A 19,935-nucleotide genomic window follows, 5' to 3' on the forward strand; every position below is an offset into this window, starting at 1 on the left:
TTACATGGCGCATAGTATGTAGCGACATCGGGATAGGTGCCTATCTCGTTGCAGATACTAGCCGCATGGCCAAAAGGACAAGGGAGGGTAAAAAATGGGCGAGCATCCACTAAACAGTGAATCCTGCCTGAATGTCGTCATTGAGTTATTGGATAAGCGTGGCGTCAGTCTGGATGACATCGCAGAGATTGTGTTTTTCCTGCAAACCAACTATGTTCCTGATCTGACAAAGGACATGTGTATGGAGAGCGTGAAGGCGGTTTTGAAAAAGAGGGAAGTGCAAAATGCGCTCTTAACAGGCATTCAGCTGGATATTCTGGCGGAAGAAAAGAAGCTTTTGCCCCCGCTTCAATCCATCATCGAGGCGGATGAGCCGCTCTACGGTGTGGATGAAGTCCTGGCGCTCGCGATCGTCAATTTGTACGGCAGCATCGGTTTTACCAACTTTGGTTATGTAGACAAATTAAAGCACGGAAAGCTGGAATATCTGAATGACAAGAGAAACGGCGTGCATACCTTCCTCGACGATTTGGTGGGGGCGATTGCTGCAGCTGCTTCGAGCCGAATCGCCCACCGCCAAAAACAACAAGAGGAATGCCTAGAGAGTTAGTCTTTGCATCCACTCCATGAGATCCTCGGCAATATGCGTAGGGCGGGCAGGATGGACTCCTGCTTCCTCTCGGGTCGAATAACCCGTCAGCACGAGCAGACTGTCCAGCCCACTGTTGGCTCCCGCTTCGATATCCGTATACAGATTGTCGCCAACGATCAAGGTCTCATCGGCACGTGTCCCCAGAATATCCATGGCGTAGTTTACGATGAGCGACTGAGGCTTGCCGATGACAATCGGCTTTGTCGCGGAGGCCACGGAGACAGCCGCTACGAGGGAACCATTCCCGGGGTACAAGCCATGTTCCGTTGGCAGTGCAGCATCTGCATTGGTTGCAAGCAAAACCGCTCCGGATCGAACCGCACGAGTAGCCGTCGCCAGTTTTTCATAGGTGAAAGCACGATCGATGCCGACCACTACATAATCGGGGGAATCCCCCGAAATCTCAAAGCCGTTTGCCATGAGCTGCTCTCGCAAACCATCCTCGCCGATCATGTAGACCTTCGCGCCTGCTGCTGCGTTTTCTCTGAGGTATTGAGCAGTAGCCATACTGGAGGTATACACATCTGCGGGCTCCGCATCGATCCCCATCGCACATAACCGTTCGGCTACATGCTCTTGAGAAGCGGACGAGTTGTTGGTCAAGTACAGGAAAGGAATACGCTGTTCCTTCAGGTAGGAAATGAAGGCTGCTGCTCCTGGGATAGCTTGGCCGCCACGATAAATCGTACCATCCAAATCCAGCAAATAGCCTTTGTAGGCAGTCGAAGTCATCAGTCTGATCCCCTTTGGAGTCATGTCATTTGCTGCTGCGTTGCTTTTTCCCAAACAAAAATCCACCCGCCATGGAGTGGATTTTACATGGGTGAAAAGCAGCCGTCAGCTCTTTTGCTGCTTCACTTCAAACACGCATTTGTCCCCGCCTTTTGCCATGCAGGAGGTCTGTTCCACATTGGCATCCAGCACTCGGCGGAACAAGGACAATTCACAGTTGCAGGCCTGGTTGAATTCACGAGCCACTTGGGAGATCGGACAGTTGTACTCCTGAATGCGGTAGCCTTCCCCGGCCGGATCCTTTTCCCACTCCACCATGTAGCCTTTATCGTTCTGCAGCTCAGCAAGCTTTGCTACCCGGTCTTCGAGTTCCCCTTGCATATGAGCCCGATAAGATTCTTCGAGACGGTTTTCCCGCCTGCGAAACAGCATCTCCACTTTCCCGATGCCATCCATATCCTTCAGGTCTTGCAGAAAATCTAAAGTCAAATGAGAATAATTGCGCGGAAACAGCTCGTCTGCTTCCTGCGACAAGGAATATACATTGGTTGGACGTCCCATCGCTTGTCGAACAAGCGTAGACTTGATCAAGTTGTCCCTCTCGAGGGTATTCAGATGGCGTCTTACTGCCATTTCTGTAATTCCAAGCTCAACAGCCATGTCACTAACCGACAGCGAGCCTTTCACCTTGAGCATGTGGAGAATTTGGTCACGGGTGGACGTTCCTTCATTTGTCATACGTATCACCGCCCTTTCTCCCTATTGTAGCGGATTAGGTGGCATTAGTAAACTAATGAAAGGGTTTTGTATAAAAAATCCGCTAGCGTCATTTTTTCTTTTAAAACAGTTCTTTATCCAAAAAGGCCCGCACAGCCGGTTCAAACTGACGCAGAGCCGTTTCTGCTTCGACAACCAGTGCAAACATCTCATCTGCCGGGACATTTGTATACTCATTTACCAAATGCTTGCGGAATTCGGCAACCCTTGTCAGGATCACTGCCTGATCCCCCGTGATCACCTGCTCGTCGCGCAAAATTTCCACAATGTCGCTGTAGCTGCCGGGATCGCGCATGATAAAGCCGTCGATCAGAGCATTCCCTACATCGACGATCCCCTCGATGGACAAGTGCAGGGCCCGCTCCATCGCAGCAACAGCCACTTCGTCCGCCAAAACCGTTTCTGCTCCCCGTTCCTTCAGCTTGTCAAGCACGTCAAGCATGGAAGACATATATGACAAAACTTGGTCAATTCGTTTCGTATTCACATCGTACATAAATAATTCTCCTTACTTTCGCTTTTTTGCTTTGCGCTTTGCGTAGTAAATCGTAAACACAAAAGTCAGCACGAGGACGAGAAGCACCAATTCCCCTTCCTGCAAATAGGAATTGTTCACGGGTTTCACCTCTTTTCAACCAACAGTATACCAAATTTGTCCGGGCGAACGCGACAGCTTGTACTTTATGATACAATGGTGGGGTGAATTTTTTACCGGCACAAGGGAGGAACACACCACTATGGAACGCGAACTGGCACTGGAAATCGTGCGTGTAACGGAGATGGCTGCCCTCGCCTCCTCTCACTGGATGGGAAGAGGGAAAAAGAACGAGGCGGATGGAGCAGCGACCCAGGCCATGCGCGCCATGTTTGACACGATCAACATGCGAGGAACGGTCGTGATTGGCGAAGGTGAGTTGGACGAAGCCCCTATGCTCTACATCGGGGAAAAGCTGGGAAATCCGGACGCTGATGGGCCAGAAGTGGACGTAGCTGTCGATCCTCTGGAAGGAACCACGATCGTTGCCAAAGGTCATAACAACGCGATGTCTGTCATCGCCATTGGCGACCGGGGAACCTTGCTGCATGCACCTGATATGTACATGATGAAAATGGCTGTGGGGAAACGAGCGGCAGGGAAAATCAACCTTTACGATCCCGTGGATAAAATGATAGAGGTCGTAGCAGAGGCAAACAACAAGCGAATATCCGATGTAACCGTAATCGTTCAGGAGCGTGAACGTCATCAGGAGATTATCGATGCTGTCCGTGAAAAAGGCGCCCGCGTAAAGCTGTTTGGTGACGGCGACGTAGGAGCTGCTATCGCTGCCTGCCTGCCGCAAACCGGGATAGACCTGTTCCTCGGCATCGGCGGAGCACCAGAAGGCGTCATCAGCGCGGCAGCGATCAAGTGTCTGGGCGGCGACATGCAAGCTGTACTCAAACCGCAAAACGATGGCGAACGGGAACGCTGCATCAAAATGGGACTCTCGAATCCCGAGCAGCTGCTTGCCCTTCATGACATGGTCAAAGGCGAAGATGCGATTTTTGCAGCCACCGGCGTCTCCGATGGCGAATTGCTGCAGGGCGTTCGTTACCTCGGTGACGACATGGTCGAGACTCATTCCATCGTGATGCGTGCACAGACCAAGACGATCCGCTTTGTCCGTGCTTTGCACAATGTCGAACACAAACCTAATCTCTTATGGAAGTAGAGGGAAACACATGGCTGATTTGTTTTACCTGTATGACGAGCCTGAGGATACCAAGACACGCTTCGTCAGCTTTATGGCAGAATCCACTCGTTTTGACCTTGCCATCACCACCACCAACCGCTTTTACGGCAAAAAGCTGGTGATCAACATCCAAAATGGGCGCTCTGCCATCATCGGCAAAGATGACCTGGATGAAGAAGGCTACATCGAGTTTGCTTTTAACTTGAATGAACAGGAAGCAGAGGAATTGAAAACATTCTTGGAAACCGTCATTTAATCACGAAAAAGAGAAGGGGGAGCAGCTCGAACGAGCCCTCCCCTTTTTCATATGCACTCCTCATGGACGATTGCCCATTTCATGCCGGACAATGCTCCAGACGGGCGAATGACTCGTATACTGCTACTGCACAGACAGACAACGAGAGGAGTGCAATTCGCAAGATGCAACCAAATCAATATGATCAACAGCCACAATATTACTCACCTGAGCAGGGATACCAAATGATTCCTGAAGATCAGGCACATCCTGTCCTTTTCGGTGGGAGACGACGTCCTGACGTATCCTTCATCGTGCCCATCCAACCATTTCCCCCTACTTGGGGATGGAACCCCTGGAGTCCCTGGTGCCCTTGGACTCCCTGGTATCCCTGGGGAGTATGGGGCGGTGTCGGCGGCCCGGGCGGTATCGGCGGCTTCGGCGGTATCGGCGGCCCGGGAGGTATCGGTGGCTTCGGCGGCTGGTAAGCCCGCCCATCTCTAACAAATCATTAGCTGCGACAACCCTATTCCCAATAAAAAGGCATTCAAACGCCATTTCGGCTTTGAATGCTTTTTTTCATGCAAGAGCTTTTTTATGATTGGATCTGCTTACGATTCGCGTTTTGGCGGATTCGATCCTGTAGGCACTTTGTCGCGCTCACGGTTCGGTCTCATTTGGTTAGGGCGGCGATCCTTCCCTTGCTCCCTGCCGTTTTTATCCGGCTTATCCTTGGAGAACTTGGGCTTGTCATGTCGGTCATTTCGACCTGGGGTGCCGTTGCTGCGTTCTGTCCGCTCTTGTTTGTTTTGGCGTGGGTGGAATCGACGGCGCTCTTTGCGCTCGCCGTACGACTGTGCATGCTCGTCGCGGCTGTTGTCCTGCCGCAAGTCGATGATGCCTTCCATTCCCGCATCATCTTGACCACTCTGGCTGTCCTCTGGTCCCAGAAATGATTTCACTTTCCGCAAAACAAAATACGGGCATCCAAAGTTACAGAATTCCTGCAGATACTCATCCAAAGCGGAGATCCGCTGCTCGAACGGCACTTTGCGGTTGAGGTCTGTATAAAATCCCCGTAGTCGAAGCTGGCCATATCCCCAGTCCCCTACGATGTAATCGTATTTATCCAGGATATCGCTGTAGCGCTCCTTGAATGCTTCCGGGTTCCAGCCATCGCGATTTTCTTCCATGACTTCATAAGTACCGGCTTGCGTGCGAATCAAGTCCGCTTCCTCCTTACACACATATGCTACGTCCATCTTACCATAATTCATGCAGCAAGACATAAAATTCCCACGAAAACAGCAGTTGTATGCTGGACATTCTATCGTGTAGGGGGTGTTTCCATTGAAAAAGACATGGTTGTATCCAGCTATCGCAAGTATCGCTCTGTTGGCTTCTGCCTGCGCAAACAACGCTGCACCGAATTACACGACGCCAAACCGCACCACGACCAACCAAGCCGCTCCTCACGCGACCAACTTCGACGGTCTGCATACGCGCACTTATGATGGTGTGCGCACACGCGACATCGACGGTTATCACACTCGCACTACCGATGGCGTGACGACACGTAACATTGACGGCATCCACACACGGGGCTATCACGGTTATGGTGTAGGCAAAGATGGCATGTATCCCGGCACCAACACTGGTCCAATCACCAACAATGCTTTCACCGATGGAGTCCGTCCCTACACTGCGTTTCCTGACGGAAGAGTAGGAACTCACGGCATTACAGGTACAGCAGGCGTCCGCGGAGTAACCCCAGGTACCCCAGCAGGTACTCCAGCAGGTACCCCGGCAGGCACGCATCACTCCATCTACCAAAAGCACGCCTGGAACCGCGGCGGAGCTGGTGTCATGGCGACGGGCATGCCGCGCATGGGTTACGTCCAAACAGACCGCCAGCACATGCGTACGGCTAGCGCTCACAACGTGTACGTCGACCGCGACGCTCTGGCCCAAGCAGTGGGTAATGTGACTGCAAGCTGCCCTGGGGTCCAGCGTTCGACCGTCTTGGTGACGGATAAGGAAATTTTCGTCGGTCTGAATACCCAAGGCGCTGATGCCCGCACTGCCAAACATCAAGCTCGGATGAATGCGATGTCGGTTTCCCCACGCTACTACAAGGTGTATGTGACCGATAATCAAAACGACATCCAGGAAATTGCTCGTGTCGCATCGCGTAGCAGCAATATCCATGGTGCTCGCACGGAGGATGCCACCAGCATCAATACGCTGATCAAGCGTATGGGCGGAACCACCGTCAGTGAGCAAATGCATGCAAAACAAGCAGGGACAAGCAAAACGCACCACGGAACGACAAAAAGCCATATGGGGACAACCGGTCGCTAAAGACTATCATTTCACCTTTCAAGTGAACGATGTTTAAAGGAATCGGGCTGTAGGCGTAAAGCCGATCGGCTCTGACTACTCTCATATAGCAACACCCTCCTGTTCGCTGATCCAGCTGCAGGAGGGTGTTTTCGATTACTGCGCCTTGGCGATTACTGCGCCTTAGCGATTACTGCGCCTTGGCGATTACTGCGCCTTAGCTATCGTTTCTTTTGCCGCGCTGGCTTGTTCATGCGCATGGTAGGAGCTGCGAACCAATGGTCCCGCTTCCACATGGCTAAAGCCTCGCTTCATGCCTTCTTCTTTCAAGCGGGCGAATTCATCTGGATGGTAGAAGTTTTCCACGTTCAGATGCTTTTTCGTCGGCTGCAAATATTGTCCGATCGTCATGATGTTGACATCTACGGAGCGCAAGTCGTCCATCGTCTCGATGATTTCTTCGATCGTCTCGCCGACACCGATCATCAAGCTTGACTTGGTCGGAATGCTTGGCTGGAATTCCTTCGCTTTTTTCAGCAGCTCCAGCGTCCTGTCGTATTTCGCGCGTGCTCGAACACGGTCCGACATGCGACGAACGGCTTCAATATTGTGATTCAAAACATCTGGTTTCGCATCCATTACAACTTTTAGTGCATCCCAGTTCCCCATAAAGTCAGGAATGAGCACTTCCACCGAAGCGAATGGCAAGCGACGGCGAATCGCTCTGATCGTCTCCGCGAAAATCTGGGCACCGCCATCCGCCAAATCATCTCTGGCTACAGAGGTCACGACGACATGCTTCAGACGCATTTGCTCTGCTGCTTCAGCCACGCGTTCCGGTTCGGCAGTGTCTAGCTCCGTCGGCAGTCCCGTTTTCACGGCACAAAAACGACAGGCTCGGGTACATATATCACCCAAAATCATGAAGGTGGCTGTCCCGCTTGCCCAGCACTCATGAATGTTGGGGCATTTGGCTTCTTCACAAACCGTGTGCAGCGTCTTGCTGCGCATCGTTTGCTTGAGTTCTTTAAAGCTGGCTAGTTCAGGTCCTGAAACAAGGTTGATCTTGAGCCACTCCGGCTTCCGTTGCGTCATAGGGCTCACTCCTCATGTGACTTGGTCAAACTCCATTATAGAGCTTGGATTTCTGGGGGGCAACCTCTTTCCTACCCGAGAGTATGCACCAAATGGCGATTGGAAACACGCAGCAGCGGCTCCAGAATCTTCATTTCCCTATCCTGGCACGTAAACAGGAAAATCTGGTGCTCCTCGGACAGTTCCATCAAATACGCCAAGGTTTGGCGCAATCGCGCTTCGTCATAGTGCACGAAATGATCGTCAAAAAAAAGTGGCAACGGCTCCGACTGCTGGCTGACATGTGCATGCAGCGCCAGTCTTTGCGCCAGATAGAGCTGATCCTGCGTGCCTGTCGAGCAATGCTCCTGGTCCAGTACGAGCTGCCTCGAAGGCTCCAGAACCCGAATGGCAAACCTCTCGTGCGGGTCCAGCCGGACGTCCCGGTAAGCACCTCCCGTAATCTGCGCCAGTACCTGTGATGCATGCTCATTGACGCCAGGAGAAACTTCCCGATTCCATTCCGCCAGCGCCTCCTCCAAGGTATCCCTGGCGATTTGCAAGGCTTCCCGCTTTTGCTGCAGCTGCCGAAGTGAAGAAACAGCTTCTTCGTATTCTCCCTTCGCCTTGGCGACCGATACGGTATCGTGAGCGGCTATTTCCCCATTCGCTCTCGCCATCTCTTCGCGAATCTGCTGCAAGCGATCCTCCAGAGATTGCCACTGAGATGTCCACGCTTCCTGCTCACGCTCCATTTCAGCCTTCTCCAATTCCAGGACTCTGCGCAGATCGTCGCCCCAGCGCTCTGCGATCTGTGTTTTCGCGTCCTTTTGCGAGAGCTGGGCTTTTAGCTGGCTGGATTCGCGGGAGCGCATTCTGCTCAACCATTCATCCCGTTTCTCGACAAATGCTTCCCAATCCGTAGCTCCCCACATCCTGACCATTCGCAGCAGCTCTGCGTCCAGGGCCGCCAGCTCCTCTTGCTGCTTCTTCCATTCCTGGGCAGCAGAAGGCGCTTCCGCTTCTTTCAACGATCCGGCCTGCTCGCGGTTCGCCCTGGCGAATGCGCGCGATTTTACCCACGCCCCTCCCGCTAGTGCAGCCGTGAGCACGAACAGGATGACGCTCAGGGCTGGCTGATCCGCTGCCCCCGAGATGATCCCCAGAACAGCCGACAACCCTGCGCTGCCCCACAACCAGACGGGGAATCGCTGCTGCTTCCTTTGTCCATCCGTTTGCCGATCCTGACGACGAGTGCCCGCTGTCAACGCGGATGCAGCCAGCTCGGCCAGCCGCAAATGCCCCTCTTCCCAGCGCTTGCGCAGCTGGATACCTTTCGCGTAATCGGCCTGAAGTTTATCTCGGTCGATTTGAGGCTCGATGTCTTCCGTTTCGGCCGAAGGAACAGCCATGATACGAGAAATAGCTGCCTCATGGATTTGTTTTTCCTCAGCGGATTGCGCCGTGCGATCCCACCAGTCCCATTCATCGGAATCGGCGGGGAACCGATAGCTTTTTTGCCATCTCTCCTGCAGGACCTTCTCTCGCGCATGGGCTCGCTGCTTTCGCTGCTGCAGGCGGCTTCGTTGTTGTTCCAGCTCGTGTCTCTCCGCTTCCCAATCGGCGATTTGCTGTGTCAATTGACTGATGATGGACCATGCCGCCTCTGCACTTGCCAGCTCCGCCTCTTTTTGGGCGACCAGTGCACCCGCTTTCCCCAGCATCGTGTTCTCCGCCCGTTCTTTCTTCCCGATTGCCGTCAGGTCGCGGTCCAGCTCAGCCAGCATGCTGTTGACCGCCGGATTCGCCTCATCCGTACGAGAAAGAGAAGGCATCAGGTGCTCAGCTGCAGACAATGGCTCTCTTCTGATCCAGGTAATATCCGTAAAAAGCGCACGAGACAGGCCTAGATGCTTTTCCAGAAAATCACGTTCCTTGCGCCTGTCCTCCCGATATACATCCGTAAGCTCTGTCCATTCCGGATCGAGGAAAATACGCGCCTGCTCCCGTTCCTTTAGCAAGTAGCGGTGGAGCCGATACGATTTTCCCGCCAGCTGGTAGGTGATGATCGTCTCGTAATCGCCTTGATGCCAGGGGCGGTATTTGTCATACTCAGGCAGATAGCGAGCGCCTTTTACGTAATCGCGCTTCATGCCGTACAAGGCGGCGAGGATCCCCTGCAGCATCGTCGACTTCCCCGCTTCGTTCGGAGCGGAAAAAACGTTGACTCCGGGGGCGAAACGGAAAGTGGCGTCGCGCCATTTGCCAAAGCCTTTGAGTGTCAATTCGTCTACCCTCATCGCGCGCTTCCCCCTATTCGGGTCAACACTTCGCGGCGAGACTGTCTGATGATCTCACGCTCAGCCTCATCGCCAGCCTGCTCTTCCCTCTCATCCAGCTTGGCAAGCCATTTGCCCCAAATGCCCCCGTCTGCAATCAGCTTGCCGGCATCGACATCGGGCCATGTCTGGTCCGTGATCTGAAAGAGGAAGAAGCGGGAAAAGCGCTGCTGCAGCACAACCGTGGAAGGGACGAAATGGGCTGCACGCTCTCCTGTCAGCGTGACGTACAGCATGTCCTCCGTGCGTTCCCTCTCTAGCTGTTGCTCCAGATGCTGGACCAGCTGCTCCATCGTTTCCGCCCCATCCAGACTGACTTCCAGCTTGCGAATCTGTCGCTGTCCCACCGCAACGGCCTCGAGCGACACCTTTCCCGCTTCGTTTACTTCCCCGTACAGGACACAGCGGACTCCCTCTTCTTTTGTATTCAATCCTTCCGGCGATCCCGGGTATGCTGCGAGCGGGGACTTTTTGACGGGATGCATGAACTGTCCAGGCTTGTGGATGTGCCCCAACGCTACATAGTCCATGCCCGTATCCGCCAAATCCTGAAGGGTCATCGGCGCATAGGGATGATGTTCATCCGACTCTTTGCCGAGCAAGCTGCCGTGCAAGACCATCAGATGGTGCTGGTAGCCGCCCAGCCTTCCCGGGAATGAGGATAAAGGAGATTCGTACACATGCGCTTGCGGGAAACCCCAGCCGTAGACGACGCATGACTTTTCCGGAAATTCATAAGCGCCCCACTCCGGTGTAAACCAATGGACATTTCCCGGCCACTCCAGCGTCTGATAAAAAGAGTCCGCATGCCACGGATCGTGATTGCCCGGCGCGATGCACACCGGCACGGGAGCGACACTGGCAAAAAGGTCTCGCAAAAACAGTGCAGTCGATCTGCGTCCACCGTGATATTCCAACAAATCGCCTGCAATCAGCCAAAAGTCGACTTGCCTGTCCAGCACGAGATCGCGTATGTCCCGCATTGTTTTGCGAAAATCGTCCTGACGCAGCTCGTACAGCTCGGACAATGTATGCAGCGGAGCATCCAGATGGACATCCGCGGTATGGATAAAGGACAACACAAGACTTCAACTCCTCCCATGACAACCTTACGCGTCAGTGGTACAATTTGGACAACAAAACGAAAGTAGACGAACATACTTTCCCTTTATGATACAGGAAAAAAAGTCCATTTGAAAAGGAGTGATTCATGTGCGTATTGCGTACCTCGACTGTTTCTCGGGAATCAGCGGCGATATGCTTCTGGCTGCTCTGGTGGATGCAGGCGCGGATCGGGAACGGATCGAAAGCGAGCTTCGAAAGCTCGCGTTTGGCGACTTTCGCCTGGAGTGGAAGACCGTGGTAAAAGCGGGTGTGACCGCCCTGAAGCTGGACGTCATCGACGAGACACCACCGCCTGTGAAGCCGCTCAAGCAGCTCAAAGTACTCGGTCAGCACGATCATCACCACCGGGGATACAAAGAAATCGTCGAAATGATTGAAGCGGCAGAGCTGGCTCCCCGTGTGACAGCGCGGGCTTTGGCCATTTTTGAAAAGATTGCGATCGCCGAAGCCAAAATTCACGGTGTGCCCGTGGATACCGTTCACTTTCATGAAGTCGGGGCGATCGATTCCATCGTAGACGTCGTAGGAATTGCGCTGGGCCTGGAGGAGCTGGGAATCCATCAGCTCCATTCAGGACCCGTTCCTACCGGCAATGGCTACGTCCGCTGTGACCACGGGCTCTACCCCGTCCCGGCACCTGCCACGATGGAAATGCTCGTCGGCATTCCGCTGCGTCGCACTTTGATCGAAAAAGAATTGACAACTCCCACCGGTGCAGGAGTGGCTGCCGCTCTGGTGCACGAATTCGGTCCACTCCCCTCCATGACAGTCGAGTCAATCGGCTACGGGGCAGGCACGAGAGACTTGCCTGATCAGCCGAATGTCCTGCGTCTCCTGGTGGGTCACCGGTGATCGCGGTTACATCCTATCGATAGACAGACCTCCCAATGGACATGGTAAAGATGTACTGTCCGAAGGGAGGTCTTGTGTTGCCTTGCTGGAGATTCTAATCCGTACGACTGCGACATTTTTCGCCATGCTTGTTCTGACACGCCTCTTGGGCAAAAAGCAGCTTAGCCATCTTACTTTCTTCAATTATGTAACGGGGATTACATTTGGGTCCGTTGCAGCCGAAATCGTCATTCAAAAGGAGCTGTTTTTGGTAAATGGACTGGTCAGTCTCACCTGGTGGACGTTATTGACCTTACTCGTAGGGTACGTTGGATTAAAATGGTCGAAAGCCCGTATCCTCATTGACGGTGAGCCTACCATCGTGATTAAGAATGGAGAAATCATTGAAGCGGCTTTATCCCGAACTCGATTGAATCTGGACGACCTCACCATGATGCTGCGCGAACGGGACGCTTTTTCCATTGGTGAAGTCGAGTACGCCATCTTGGAACCACACGGCAAATTAAGCGTTCTTAAAAAACCCGAATATCAGAACGCAACAAAAAAGGATGTAAAGGCAAGTCCACCTCTACATCCCATCCTTCCAGCTGAAATCATTTCAGATGGCAAATACGTAATGAAAAACCTTCAGGAGCTCGGAATCAGCACCAAATGGGTGGATCGCCAGTTGAAACAATCTGGCGTGCATTCCATCGATGAGGTATTTTATGCTGAGTTGCAAAGTGACCGTAGCCTGTTCATCGACCGGCGCGATCCTGCCGACTGAGACTGCCTTATCGAAGCAATTTCAAAAACTCGCGCATGAATCCGGGCAAATCCGGCCAAGCATGCCCGGATACCAGATTGCCGTCCACGTGCAGAGTCTCCGTCTGATAAACGGCCCCGCATGCCTCTACATCCGGTCTGCACGCCTGATACGCTGTCATTTCGCGGCCTTGCAAGTGCTCCCGAACGATCGTCAGCACTTGTGCACCGTGGCAGATGGAGGCAACAGGCTTGTTTGCCTCAAAAAAGTGAGCGACGATGGACTTCAGGCTTTCATTCAGTCTGATGTGCTCAGGAGCTCGTCCACCCGGGATGATCAAGGCGTCAAACGCTTCCGGGTTGATTTCGGAAAACGCAGCGTGGGCAGGCAGCTGGTACGCTGGCTTTTCCGTGTACGTCTCGCTGTGAGCTTCAAAATCGTGGCAGACCGTATGTAGCGTTTTTACACTAGGCGCTGCAATGACGGTTTCATAGCCTTCTTCCAGACAACGGTAGTACGGATAGTAAACTTCCAACGCCTCCACTGCATCTCCTGTGACAATCAACACTTTTTTGCTCATCTCACAGCCTCCTTCGAAAAGTAGGATCGAGGAAAACATCCTCCACTTCCAATTCTTTGGAAAGCAGCTTGGCTCCTGCTATCTTTACAGGAAATTCACATGACTTTTCCAGGAAGCGAGCTGGACAGCCTCTTGATACACCTGCTTCAGCGGAATGTGTGCAGCTGCAGCCAGCTTCGCGCAATCAGCGTATTCGGGTGCGACCTGCACGCGGTGCCCCCGGTGGTATCCCAGCTTGACGACCACCTCGCCCCATTGCGTCTCGACCGTGACGAAGCGGCGTGCCAAGCGGTGACAGGCTACCGGGAACGAACGAATGCCGAATGTGGAGGTCTCCGAAAAAAGGATCGTCTTGAGCGCTTCTGCCGCGCTTTGATAGCACATTACCTGCAAAAGCGTCCCAGGACGGCTTTTTTTCATCGTTACCGGCAAGAAATGCACGTCGTTGGCGCCTGCTCGCAGGCATTGCTCCATGACGTAAGCCAGCCACTCGGGACTGCTGTCGTCCAGGTTGACCTGCATGAGCAGCATCCCTTCATCTATATGCTCTTCGGTATGATCTTTTTGCTCCCTGAGGATCGGGATGCCCAATTGATCGCTTCCCTCCTCCCAAGCGAGTACGGCCAAGTCTTCTCCGTGTTCGATGCTTTGGAAGCGCCCATGAAGCGTTGGCATCGGCACTGCACCCATCTGCGCGAGCCAAAGCATCGCATGAGGAGAAAATGACTCCACCGCCCACTCGGAGCTTTCCTTTATGACCCAGCCATTCAAAAGGGCAAGGAACGGGAGCGGCAAGCCTGCAGGAATAGGCAAGCACTGCACGAGCAACTCCACTCTGCCCTCCCCAACCGGAAAACTCTCCGCCAATTCCACCAGCGCTGCTTCTTCCTCTTCCCATTGTTTTCGGGGGCAATCGTGACGATAGCGCTGAGCCTGCTCGATGATCCTCTCCGCGATCCCAATTCCTTGAGCCTGCACCTGATGACCGAGAATCCCCAGGCGCCGGAGCGGTCCGATCAGCCGTTTCAGCCTAAGTGGCGACACTGTACGTATGACCAGCTTCATTTGCTCGACCTCCATTCTCCTTTACGTTTTCCTTCCAGCATCATACCTCAAATCTTCCAGAAAGTATCTTGGATAAACAAATGGCACTGGCAGAAACTACAAAGGAAACTATCTGGGCTGGAGGGTGACGGAATGCGAGTTTTCCGCCTTATCATTCAGATCAGCTTGTGCGTGGCTGCCGCTATCCTCCCTTGGGACTCAGTCGCTGTAGCGGCTCCATCCGCACCGGCTGAAGATCCGATCCTGCAAGCGCGATTACAGCTCTTTCAGCAGATGGAGTCGCTGTACGGGATTCCCTGGACGTATTTGGCAGCCATTGATCAATACGAGCGGACCATGCAAATACGGAAGAGGAAAGGGAAAACCAAGAGTAATGACTCCTCCTCCTCTCGACTGACTGCTTTCGACATCCCCTCAGAAAGATGGAGCGGCGTTTGGAATCCGGACACGGAGGACACCAATCCAGTATCCATCCGCTTCTTTCAAGGACTGGGAAAGGACGGAGATGGAGATGGGATCGCTGACCGCAATAATGACAGGGATGCACTGGCCACCGTCATTGACTACCTGTCCGCGTACGGTTATTCCCCCGAAGACTGGAAAATCGCGCTTTGGTCTTATTACCAGCGCGATCGGTCCGTGAAGACAATCAGGCAATTTGCGCAGGTGTACAGCAAATATCAGCATCTTCATCTGGATGATCGCCATTTTCCCATTCCTTCGCGGTATTCGTACAGCTATAGCAGCACTTGGGGGGGCGCTCGCGGCTGGGGTGGACGACGCATACATGAAGGCACCGATATTTTCGCCTCATACGGGACTCCTGTGCTCAGTACAGCCTATGGTGTCATTGAGGTCATCGGTTGGAACCAATATGGCGGTTGGCGGATCGGGATGCGAGACATGGGCAACGTGTACCACTATTTCGCCCACCTCTCCTCCTTTAAAAAAGGACTGAAACCAGGTGACATTGTCGAGCCCGGACAAGTATTGGGCTACGTCGGCAGCTCTGGTTATGGGAAGCCGGGAACTGCAGGCAAATTCCCGCCCCACCTGCATTACGGGATGTACCGTGAAACTGGCGGTTCCGATTGGGCTTTCGACCCGTATCCATATTTGAAGCGGTGGGAGCGGCAAAAAAGAAAATAGCGGTCTTTTGCCAGAAGCGGTGGACACAGCCGCTTCTTTTTATTTGACAGGGGAAATGAGTGCCTACTAAAATAGAGACTAACAAATTGGACGTTTGTCCAAAAAAGAGGTGTCGTGCATGCCGTCCCATTCAACATCCTCTCCCACCAAGGCAGAGGCGAAGCGAGCCTTCCTGATTGAACAGGCTACACTCTGCCTCGCACAGCATGGGTATGCCCACGTATCATTGCGCGACATCGCCAAGGCATCCGGCGTTTCGCTTGGCATTTTGCATTATTACTTCTCCAGCAAGGAAGACCTGCTCCTCGCCGTCATCTCCGGCTACAAGGACAGCTTTATTCAGGAGCTGGAAAACGCGCTGGCCGCAGAGCCTTTGGAAGGATGGCTGGATCGTTTGCTGGAAGTCCTCCATGGTTCATTGACGGAGAAAAAGGACATCCACCGGCTTTGGTATGACCTGCAAGTGCAGGCCATGTACGTACCGGCCTTCCGGGAGCAAGTGAATCTGCTCCGCACCCGCATTCACGAGCTGATCGCCCGCCTGCTGGAGCGCCTCGTCCACCAGGAAACACACCTTTTGCGCATCGATCTGGATGAAGCAGTCACGATCATCTACGCACAAGTCGACGGGCTCTTTTTCCAAGCCATGCTGGAAGAAGCGCCAACCGCGGCAAATGCATTGACCCGATTCAAACCGACAATAAGCCAGCTGTTGAATTTGATATTCACGATCCCCAAGGAAAGAGGTGAATCTTGATGGCTGTCCTCACTCTACAAAACCCGGCAACCGGCCAAACAACAGGCACCTTGGAAGAAGCCACCCCGGAACAGGTGCAGCAGACCATGCTGCGCGCACGATCCGCCTTTGCTTCCTGGTCGAAAACCACACTGGCCGAACGTTTGGATTATTTGGTGCGTCTTCGTCACTATCTCGCCCTGCACGGCGAAGAGCTGGCCCTCAAAATTAGCCAGGATACGGGAAAGGTCTCTCTCGAAGCATTCATGACCGAGATCTTTGTCACTCTCGATACCATCCGTTTTTACGAAAAGAATGCCCATCGGATGCTGTCCCCCCAGAAGGTGCCCACCAATTTGGTGCTCTGGCCGAAAAAGTCGTATATCCACTACAAGCCGATGGGTGTCGTGGCTGTGATTTCGCCATGGAATTATCCTTTCCAGCTTGCAGTCATCCCCGTACTGTCTGCTCTCGTCGCAGGAAACACGGTCATATTGAAGCCATCGGAGGTGACCCCTGCTACCGGTATGCTCATCGAGGAGCTGTTTCGCGCAGTCCCTTTGCCGGATGGCGTAGTCTCCGTGCTCCACGGCGGACGCGAAGTGGGGCAGGCGCTCGTATCGGAGCGTCCTGACAAGATCTTTTTCACGGGGGCGGTAGCGACTGGAAAGAAAATCATGGCGGCTGCAGCCGAGCATCTGATTCCAGTGGAGCTTGAGCTCGGGGGGAAGGACCCGATGATCGTATTCGAGGACGCTCATCTGGACCGAGCCGCCAACGCCGCTGTCTGGGGAGCCTTTACGAATTCCGGTCAAGTATGCATGTCCGTCGAACGCCTCTATGTTCACGAGAGCATCTATGCAGACTTTCTGGAACGCGTGAAGCAAAAAGCTTCTGCCCTGCGGCAGGGCTACCCCGATCAGGCGGAAATCGGCTCGATGACATCGCCGCAGCAAATCGGAATCGTACGCTCCCATGTGGAGGAAGCATTGGCAAAAGGCGCGGCCGTTGTTCTCGGAGGCAGCATCCCCGCCACCCCCGACAGCATGTTTTTGCCTCCAACCATTCTGACCAATGTCACGGCGGATATGAAAATCATGCAGGAAGAAACATTCGGGCCTGTCCTCCCGATCATGACCTTTGCTACCGAGGATGAAGCTGTGCGACTGGCAAATTCTTCTCCTTACGGCCTGAATGCGTCTGTCTGGTCGCAGGACAAAACGAGAGCGAGACGCGTCGCAGAGCAACTGGAAAGCGGCAATGTGTGTATCAATGATGTCATCATCAGCTACGCCAATCCCCACCTCCCCTTCGGAGGCGTGAAGCAAAGCGGAATTGGCCGATACCGCGGGCCATCTGGCTTGCAGGCCTTCACCCACAGCGTTTCCATTATTCACGATCCGGGGACCCGGAAGCGGGAAGTCAACTGGTATCCCTACACAGAAGATCAGCGTCGTCTCTTTATTGGTCTGACGGAACTGCTCTACGCCCGTAAACCCACCTGGAAGCAAGGTACGCTCGGTGCCATCTGGCGTGAGTGGAAGCGATTGTTTTAGCCCGGCTAGTTCATCGTTCCAAACCCGATGATCTCCATGCTGACCCGCACGTCGAATTCGGCCTTCTGGTAGAGCTTCATGCCTACAGCGCGACTCCATTCCCCATGGTACTTCTGCCGAAGGCTCTCCTCCAGCTGGGCCGGATCGACACCTGCTTTTTGAAATCGGTTGAGCATCACTGTTGCTTCCTTCTTGATTTCTGCCTCCAGCTGTTTTTTCAGCGCTTCAAATTGTTTCCTTTTTTCCAGGTTTTTCGTCCCGGTATACCCGACCAATGAGGCACGTAGCTCCAGGCGAATCGTAATCAGTGGCTTGGTCTGACTGCCATTGCTCCGCACCTTGCTTTTTGCCCAGACAAAATCGAGAATGATCTGTTCGCTCTTTTGTTCGGAGACGACTTCTGCCGTCAGCTTGTCCAGATTTTCTTTTTTCGGCTCGGGAAATTGAAAGCTCATGCGAGGCAGCCGTTTTCTTCCTATCATCGCTTGTGCCATCTTGCCTTCACGCGAAGACATGAAGTCCACCATCTTATCCCCGCGAAACAGGGCGACTCTCGCCACTTCCACGTCTTCTGCCCGGTGGATCAGATAAGGCAGGTTGGGGTCACAGACTTCGCTTGTCATCATGTAGACAAAGTCCTTGATACTGGTAAAGGAAGAAAATGCCGTCTCTACACGCGGGCGCAGCAAATAATTCAGATAGGTGTTTAACTCCGGCTTGTTTTTATAGTTTCTGCGGATGATCTCCTCGGCTCTCCCCTTCACAACCGCAACAAACACATTTTCCCCTACCACCGGATTGCGGTACAAGTCTAACAGCACCTTGCTGATTCCAACCTTGCGCGCATATTCCTCGCCTACCAAAATGACGCGCAGCTGCGAAAGAGACATGGTTCTCTCCGCCATCGTAGAGAGAGCGAGCATCGCCTCGCTGGTCACGCTCGCATTGGTCGTGTACGTCTGGTTCATTTCCTTGATGCGGCTGGAGGGAACCGGTATGGACACACTCACCTTTACTTCCTCAGTGCCTGTATAATCAAATCCGATTACCCCGATCATCGCCATATCTTCGAGGGTGGGCCGTTCAAATTCCGGTGCACATCCACTCAGACCGATCGCGACTGCCAGGATCACCAAGAAGACGCAGAGCAGTCTTCTCATGTCTTCTCCCCTCCGCTCTTGCCCCGGATCGCATGCACCAGAAGTAAAAAAACAGGCCACAGGATCACGCCGTATCCCATGTAGACCGTCACTTTGTCGTATAGATATTGCTGGATTTCCGTGGAGATGGGTCCCCGGATGATAAAGTAAGAGAGAGTGGCCGGCAACAGGAGATGCCACTTTCTCTTGCGTCCTGTCATTTCTTCCATACCTTTGCGCGCTGCCCATATATATGCCGCACTTGTGCTCAAAATGAGAAAGACCCATACGCCAATCCCGACATTTTCCAACCGTTCCATGAAGGACAGCTCGACTGCTTTGAAGAGGTTCAGGATCGGATAAATCAAATGCTCCATTTCCCATACCGAAAAATAAGCGACGCTGGTGAGCAGGACCAGAGTGTAAAAGAAGATGATCAGCCAGACGCCCCACAGCGCATGACGCAGCGCTTTTTCCTTCTGCTGAATATACGGATAGTAGAAGAGCAGCAGCTCGAAGCCAAGCATACTGGCAAATGAATTGTTTAAAGCGTTGAGAACATCAGGGAAGTTCGTATTGAACAAAGGAAAGATGTGCATAATCCCCCCTTTTTGAAACCCCCACTGCAGGTAGTAGATCATCCAGCCGGTAAAAAAGAAGGAAATCAGGCAGAATCGCGCTACGAGCTTGATCCCCCCATTTGCAATGTAGACCATGACCAATGTAAGGCCCAACAAGGGCAGCGTAACCGTCTGACTGCTGACCATGGAGGTCTGAACCAGCCGAACGTACCCGGAATTGACCGTCGTCGCATTCAGGATGGCATAAATGATGACAAGGACGTTTACCCCTCTCCCCAACCATTTTCCGAGCAATTTTTCGTTAATGACAAACAGGCTATCCTCCGGGTAACGTTTGCACAGCGCAATCATGGGAATGAGGGTAAGCGAAGCGATCGTACCCAGAATGAACGGGAGCCACCATTGATTGTAGCCCATTTTGCTGACGGAATGGCTCAGCATGAGCAGATTGACTCCGATGCACGCATTCAAAATCAAGCCAATCACATGATACGGGTTGAGGTTATGAATCTTCCCTTGGTCCAT

21 protein-coding genes are annotated in these 19,935 nt (G+C 53.2%); 9 read left to right on the forward strand and 12 right to left on the reverse strand.

From position 1 onward, the window contains the following. Positions 1–94: 94 nt before the first annotated feature. The gene (locus JNE38_RS25785) at positions 95–610 is read left to right on the forward strand and encodes a phosphatidylglycerophosphatase A family protein (RefSeq protein ID WP_203353918.1); all 516 of its coding nucleotides are present in this window, start codon (positions 95–97) and stop codon (positions 608–610) included. On the opposite strand, the gene JNE38_RS25790 is transcribed toward JNE38_RS25785, so the two are convergent. The 4 genes from JNE38_RS25790 to JNE38_RS25805 all read right to left on the reverse strand — a co-directional run bounded on the left by JNE38_RS25790 (position 599) and on the right by JNE38_RS25805 (position 2,777). Further along, complete coding sequence (locus JNE38_RS25790) at positions 599–1,384, reverse strand: TIGR01457 family HAD-type hydrolase (protein WP_203357746.1); 786 nt, start codon at positions 1,382–1,384, stop codon at positions 599–601. The two genes, JNE38_RS25785 and JNE38_RS25790, sit on opposite strands and share 12 nt — an antisense overlap. 105 nt (positions 1,385–1,489) lie before the next feature. Further along, on the reverse strand, positions 1,490–2,122 hold the full coding sequence (locus tag JNE38_RS25795) for a helix-turn-helix transcriptional regulator (RefSeq protein ID WP_203357747.1): 633 nt from the start codon (positions 2,120–2,122) through the stop codon (positions 1,490–1,492). A gap of 100 nt (positions 2,123–2,222) precedes the next feature. After that, complete coding sequence (locus tag JNE38_RS25800; RefSeq protein ID WP_203353919.1) at positions 2,223–2,657, reverse strand: DUF86 domain-containing protein; 435 nt, start codon at positions 2,655–2,657, stop codon at positions 2,223–2,225. Positions 2,658–2,669: 12 nt separating this feature from the next. Next, the gene (locus JNE38_RS25805) at positions 2,670–2,777 is read right to left on the reverse strand and encodes a hypothetical protein (RefSeq protein WP_049741614.1); all 108 of its coding nucleotides are present in this window, start codon (positions 2,775–2,777) and stop codon (positions 2,670–2,672) included. Between the two features lie 121 nt (positions 2,778–2,898). On the opposite strand from JNE38_RS25805, the gene glpX reads away from it, so the two are divergent. Next, positions 2,899–3,873 (forward strand): class II fructose-bisphosphatase, encoded by a 975-nt coding sequence (gene glpX / locus JNE38_RS25810; RefSeq protein WP_203353920.1) that lies wholly within the window; start codon positions 2,899–2,901, stop codon positions 3,871–3,873. Between the two features lie 10 nt (positions 3,874–3,883). Next, entirely contained in the window at positions 3,884–4,150 is a 267-nt protein-coding gene (locus JNE38_RS25815) for a DUF3055 domain-containing protein (RefSeq protein WP_203353921.1), read from the forward strand. A 590-nt stretch (positions 4,151–4,740) separates the two neighbouring features. Here JNE38_RS25815 and JNE38_RS25820 read toward each other — a convergent pair. After that, on the reverse strand, positions 4,741–5,391 hold the full coding sequence (locus tag JNE38_RS25820; RefSeq protein WP_203353922.1) for a YutD family protein: 651 nt from the start codon (positions 5,389–5,391) through the stop codon (positions 4,741–4,743). Positions 5,392–5,470: 79 nt separating this feature from the next. Between JNE38_RS25820 and JNE38_RS25825 the strand changes: the two genes are divergently transcribed. Further along, the gene (locus tag JNE38_RS25825; RefSeq protein WP_203353923.1) at positions 5,471–6,490 is read left to right on the forward strand and encodes a YhcN/YlaJ family sporulation lipoprotein; all 1,020 of its coding nucleotides are present in this window, start codon (positions 5,471–5,473) and stop codon (positions 6,488–6,490) included. A 186-nt stretch (positions 6,491–6,676) separates the two neighbouring features. Here the strand turns inward: JNE38_RS25825 and lipA are convergent, their stop codons facing one another. The 3 genes from lipA to JNE38_RS25840 form a co-directional block, all read right to left on the reverse strand. Beyond that, a complete protein-coding gene (lipA, locus tag JNE38_RS25830; protein ID WP_203353924.1) occupies positions 6,677–7,564 on the reverse strand; it encodes a lipoyl synthase in 888 nt (295 codons plus the stop codon). A gap of 71 nt (positions 7,565–7,635) precedes the next feature. Beyond that, entirely contained in the window at positions 7,636–9,843 is a 2,208-nt protein-coding gene (locus tag JNE38_RS25835) for an ATP-binding protein (protein WP_203353925.1), read from the reverse strand. Beyond that, entirely contained in the window at positions 9,840–10,964 is a 1,125-nt protein-coding gene (locus JNE38_RS25840; RefSeq protein ID WP_203353926.1) for a metallophosphoesterase family protein, read from the reverse strand. The genes JNE38_RS25835 and JNE38_RS25840 overlap by 4 nt, the downstream gene beginning before the upstream one ends. 130 nt (positions 10,965–11,094) lie before the next feature. Between JNE38_RS25840 and larC (JNE38_RS25845) the strand changes: the two genes are divergently transcribed. Both larC (JNE38_RS25845) and JNE38_RS25850 read left to right on the forward strand, forming a co-directional pair. Beyond that, on the forward strand, positions 11,095–11,859 hold the full coding sequence (gene larC / locus JNE38_RS25845) for a nickel pincer cofactor biosynthesis protein LarC (RefSeq protein ID WP_203353927.1): 765 nt from the start codon (positions 11,095–11,097) through the stop codon (positions 11,857–11,859). A gap of 82 nt (positions 11,860–11,941) precedes the next feature. Further along, positions 11,942–12,625: a DUF421 domain-containing protein gene (locus JNE38_RS25850; RefSeq protein ID WP_343071370.1), complete on the forward strand. Its 684-nt coding sequence runs from the start codon at positions 11,942–11,944 to the stop codon at positions 12,623–12,625. A 7-nt stretch (positions 12,626–12,632) separates the two neighbouring features. On the opposite strand, the gene JNE38_RS25855 is transcribed toward JNE38_RS25850, so the two are convergent. Then, entirely contained in the window at positions 12,633–13,184 is a 552-nt protein-coding gene (locus tag JNE38_RS25855) for a DJ-1/PfpI family protein (RefSeq protein WP_203353929.1), read from the reverse strand. A gap of 84 nt (positions 13,185–13,268) precedes the next feature. Then, complete coding sequence (larC, locus tag JNE38_RS25860; RefSeq protein ID WP_203353930.1) at positions 13,269–14,249, reverse strand: nickel pincer cofactor biosynthesis protein LarC2; 981 nt, start codon at positions 14,247–14,249, stop codon at positions 13,269–13,271. Between the two features lie 132 nt (positions 14,250–14,381). Here larC (JNE38_RS25860) and JNE38_RS25865 point away from each other — a divergent pair, with 132 nt between their 5' ends. From JNE38_RS25865 to JNE38_RS25875, 3 genes are all read left to right on the forward strand, one after another. Then, positions 14,382–15,398 carry a M23 family metallopeptidase gene (locus tag JNE38_RS25865; protein ID WP_203353931.1) on the forward strand — a complete coding sequence of 339 codons (1,017 nt, stop codon included), beginning with the start codon at positions 14,382–14,384 and terminating at the stop codon, positions 15,396–15,398. Between the two features lie 118 nt (positions 15,399–15,516). After that, positions 15,517–16,155 carry a TetR/AcrR family transcriptional regulator gene (locus tag JNE38_RS25870; RefSeq protein WP_203353932.1) on the forward strand — a complete coding sequence of 213 codons (639 nt, stop codon included), beginning with the start codon at positions 15,517–15,519 and terminating at the stop codon, positions 16,153–16,155. After that, on the forward strand, positions 16,155–17,690 hold the full coding sequence (locus JNE38_RS25875) for an aldehyde dehydrogenase family protein (protein WP_203353933.1): 1,536 nt from the start codon (positions 16,155–16,157) through the stop codon (positions 17,688–17,690). The genes JNE38_RS25870 and JNE38_RS25875 overlap by 1 nt, the downstream gene beginning before the upstream one ends. Positions 17,691–17,695: 5 nt before the next feature. Here the strand turns inward: JNE38_RS25875 and JNE38_RS25880 are convergent, their stop codons facing one another. Together JNE38_RS25880 and JNE38_RS25885 are read right to left on the reverse strand one after the other, a co-directional pair. Beyond that, the gene (locus tag JNE38_RS25880) at positions 17,696–18,850 is read right to left on the reverse strand and encodes a Ger(x)C family spore germination protein (protein ID WP_203353934.1); all 1,155 of its coding nucleotides are present in this window, start codon (positions 18,848–18,850) and stop codon (positions 17,696–17,698) included. Next, positions 18,847–19,935 (reverse strand): GerAB/ArcD/ProY family transporter, encoded by a 1,089-nt coding sequence (locus JNE38_RS25885; RefSeq protein WP_203353935.1) that lies wholly within the window; start codon positions 19,933–19,935, stop codon positions 18,847–18,849. The genes JNE38_RS25880 and JNE38_RS25885 overlap by 4 nt, the downstream gene beginning before the upstream one ends.

This window comes from Brevibacillus choshinensis (assembly GCF_016811915.1).
GTDB classification, from domain to species: domain Bacteria; phylum Bacillota; class Bacilli; order Brevibacillales; family Brevibacillaceae; genus Brevibacillus; species Brevibacillus choshinensis_A.

Excerpts from the sequence above, each read along its gene's own strand:
- JNE38_RS25785 (WP_203353918.1), top strand. The coding sequence starts at position 95 with ATGGGCGAGCATCCACTAAACAGTGAATCCTGCCTGAATGTCGTCATT.
- JNE38_RS25790 (WP_203357746.1), bottom strand. The coding sequence starts at position 1,384 with ATGACTTCGACTGCCTACAAAGGCTATTTGCTGGATTTGGATGGTACG.
- JNE38_RS25795 (WP_203357747.1), bottom strand. The coding sequence starts at position 2,122 with ATGACAAATGAAGGAACGTCCACCCGTGACCAAATTCTCCACATGCTC.
- JNE38_RS25800 (WP_203353919.1), bottom strand. The coding sequence starts at position 2,657 with ATGTACGATGTGAATACGAAACGAATTGACCAAGTTTTGTCATATATG.
- glpX (WP_203353920.1), top strand. The coding sequence starts at position 2,899 with ATGGAACGCGAACTGGCACTGGAAATCGTGCGTGTAACGGAGATGGCT.
- JNE38_RS25815 (WP_203353921.1), top strand. The coding sequence starts at position 3,884 with ATGGCTGATTTGTTTTACCTGTATGACGAGCCTGAGGATACCAAGACA.
- JNE38_RS25820 (WP_203353922.1), bottom strand. The coding sequence starts at position 5,391 with ATGGACGTAGCATATGTGTGTAAGGAGGAAGCGGACTTGATTCGCACG.
- lipA (WP_203353924.1), bottom strand. The coding sequence starts at position 7,564 with ATGACGCAACGGAAGCCGGAGTGGCTCAAGATCAACCTTGTTTCAGGA.
- JNE38_RS25835 (WP_203353925.1), bottom strand. The coding sequence starts at position 9,843 with ATGAGGGTAGACGAATTGACACTCAAAGGCTTTGGCAAATGGCGCGAC.
- JNE38_RS25855 (WP_203353929.1), bottom strand. The coding sequence starts at position 13,184 with ATGAGCAAAAAAGTGTTGATTGTCACAGGAGATGCAGTGGAGGCGTTG.
- larC (WP_203353930.1), bottom strand. The coding sequence starts at position 14,249 with ATGAAGCTGGTCATACGTACAGTGTCGCCACTTAGGCTGAAACGGCTG.
- JNE38_RS25865 (WP_203353931.1), top strand. The coding sequence starts at position 14,382 with ATGCGAGTTTTCCGCCTTATCATTCAGATCAGCTTGTGCGTGGCTGCC.
- JNE38_RS25870 (WP_203353932.1), top strand. The coding sequence starts at position 15,517 with ATGCCGTCCCATTCAACATCCTCTCCCACCAAGGCAGAGGCGAAGCGA.
- JNE38_RS25875 (WP_203353933.1), top strand. The coding sequence starts at position 16,155 with ATGGCTGTCCTCACTCTACAAAACCCGGCAACCGGCCAAACAACAGGC.
- JNE38_RS25880 (WP_203353934.1), bottom strand. The coding sequence starts at position 18,850 with ATGAGAAGACTGCTCTGCGTCTTCTTGGTGATCCTGGCAGTCGCGATC.
- JNE38_RS25885 (WP_203353935.1), bottom strand. The coding sequence starts at position 19,935 with ATGGACCAAGGGAAGATTCATAACCTCAACCCGTATCATGTGATTGGC.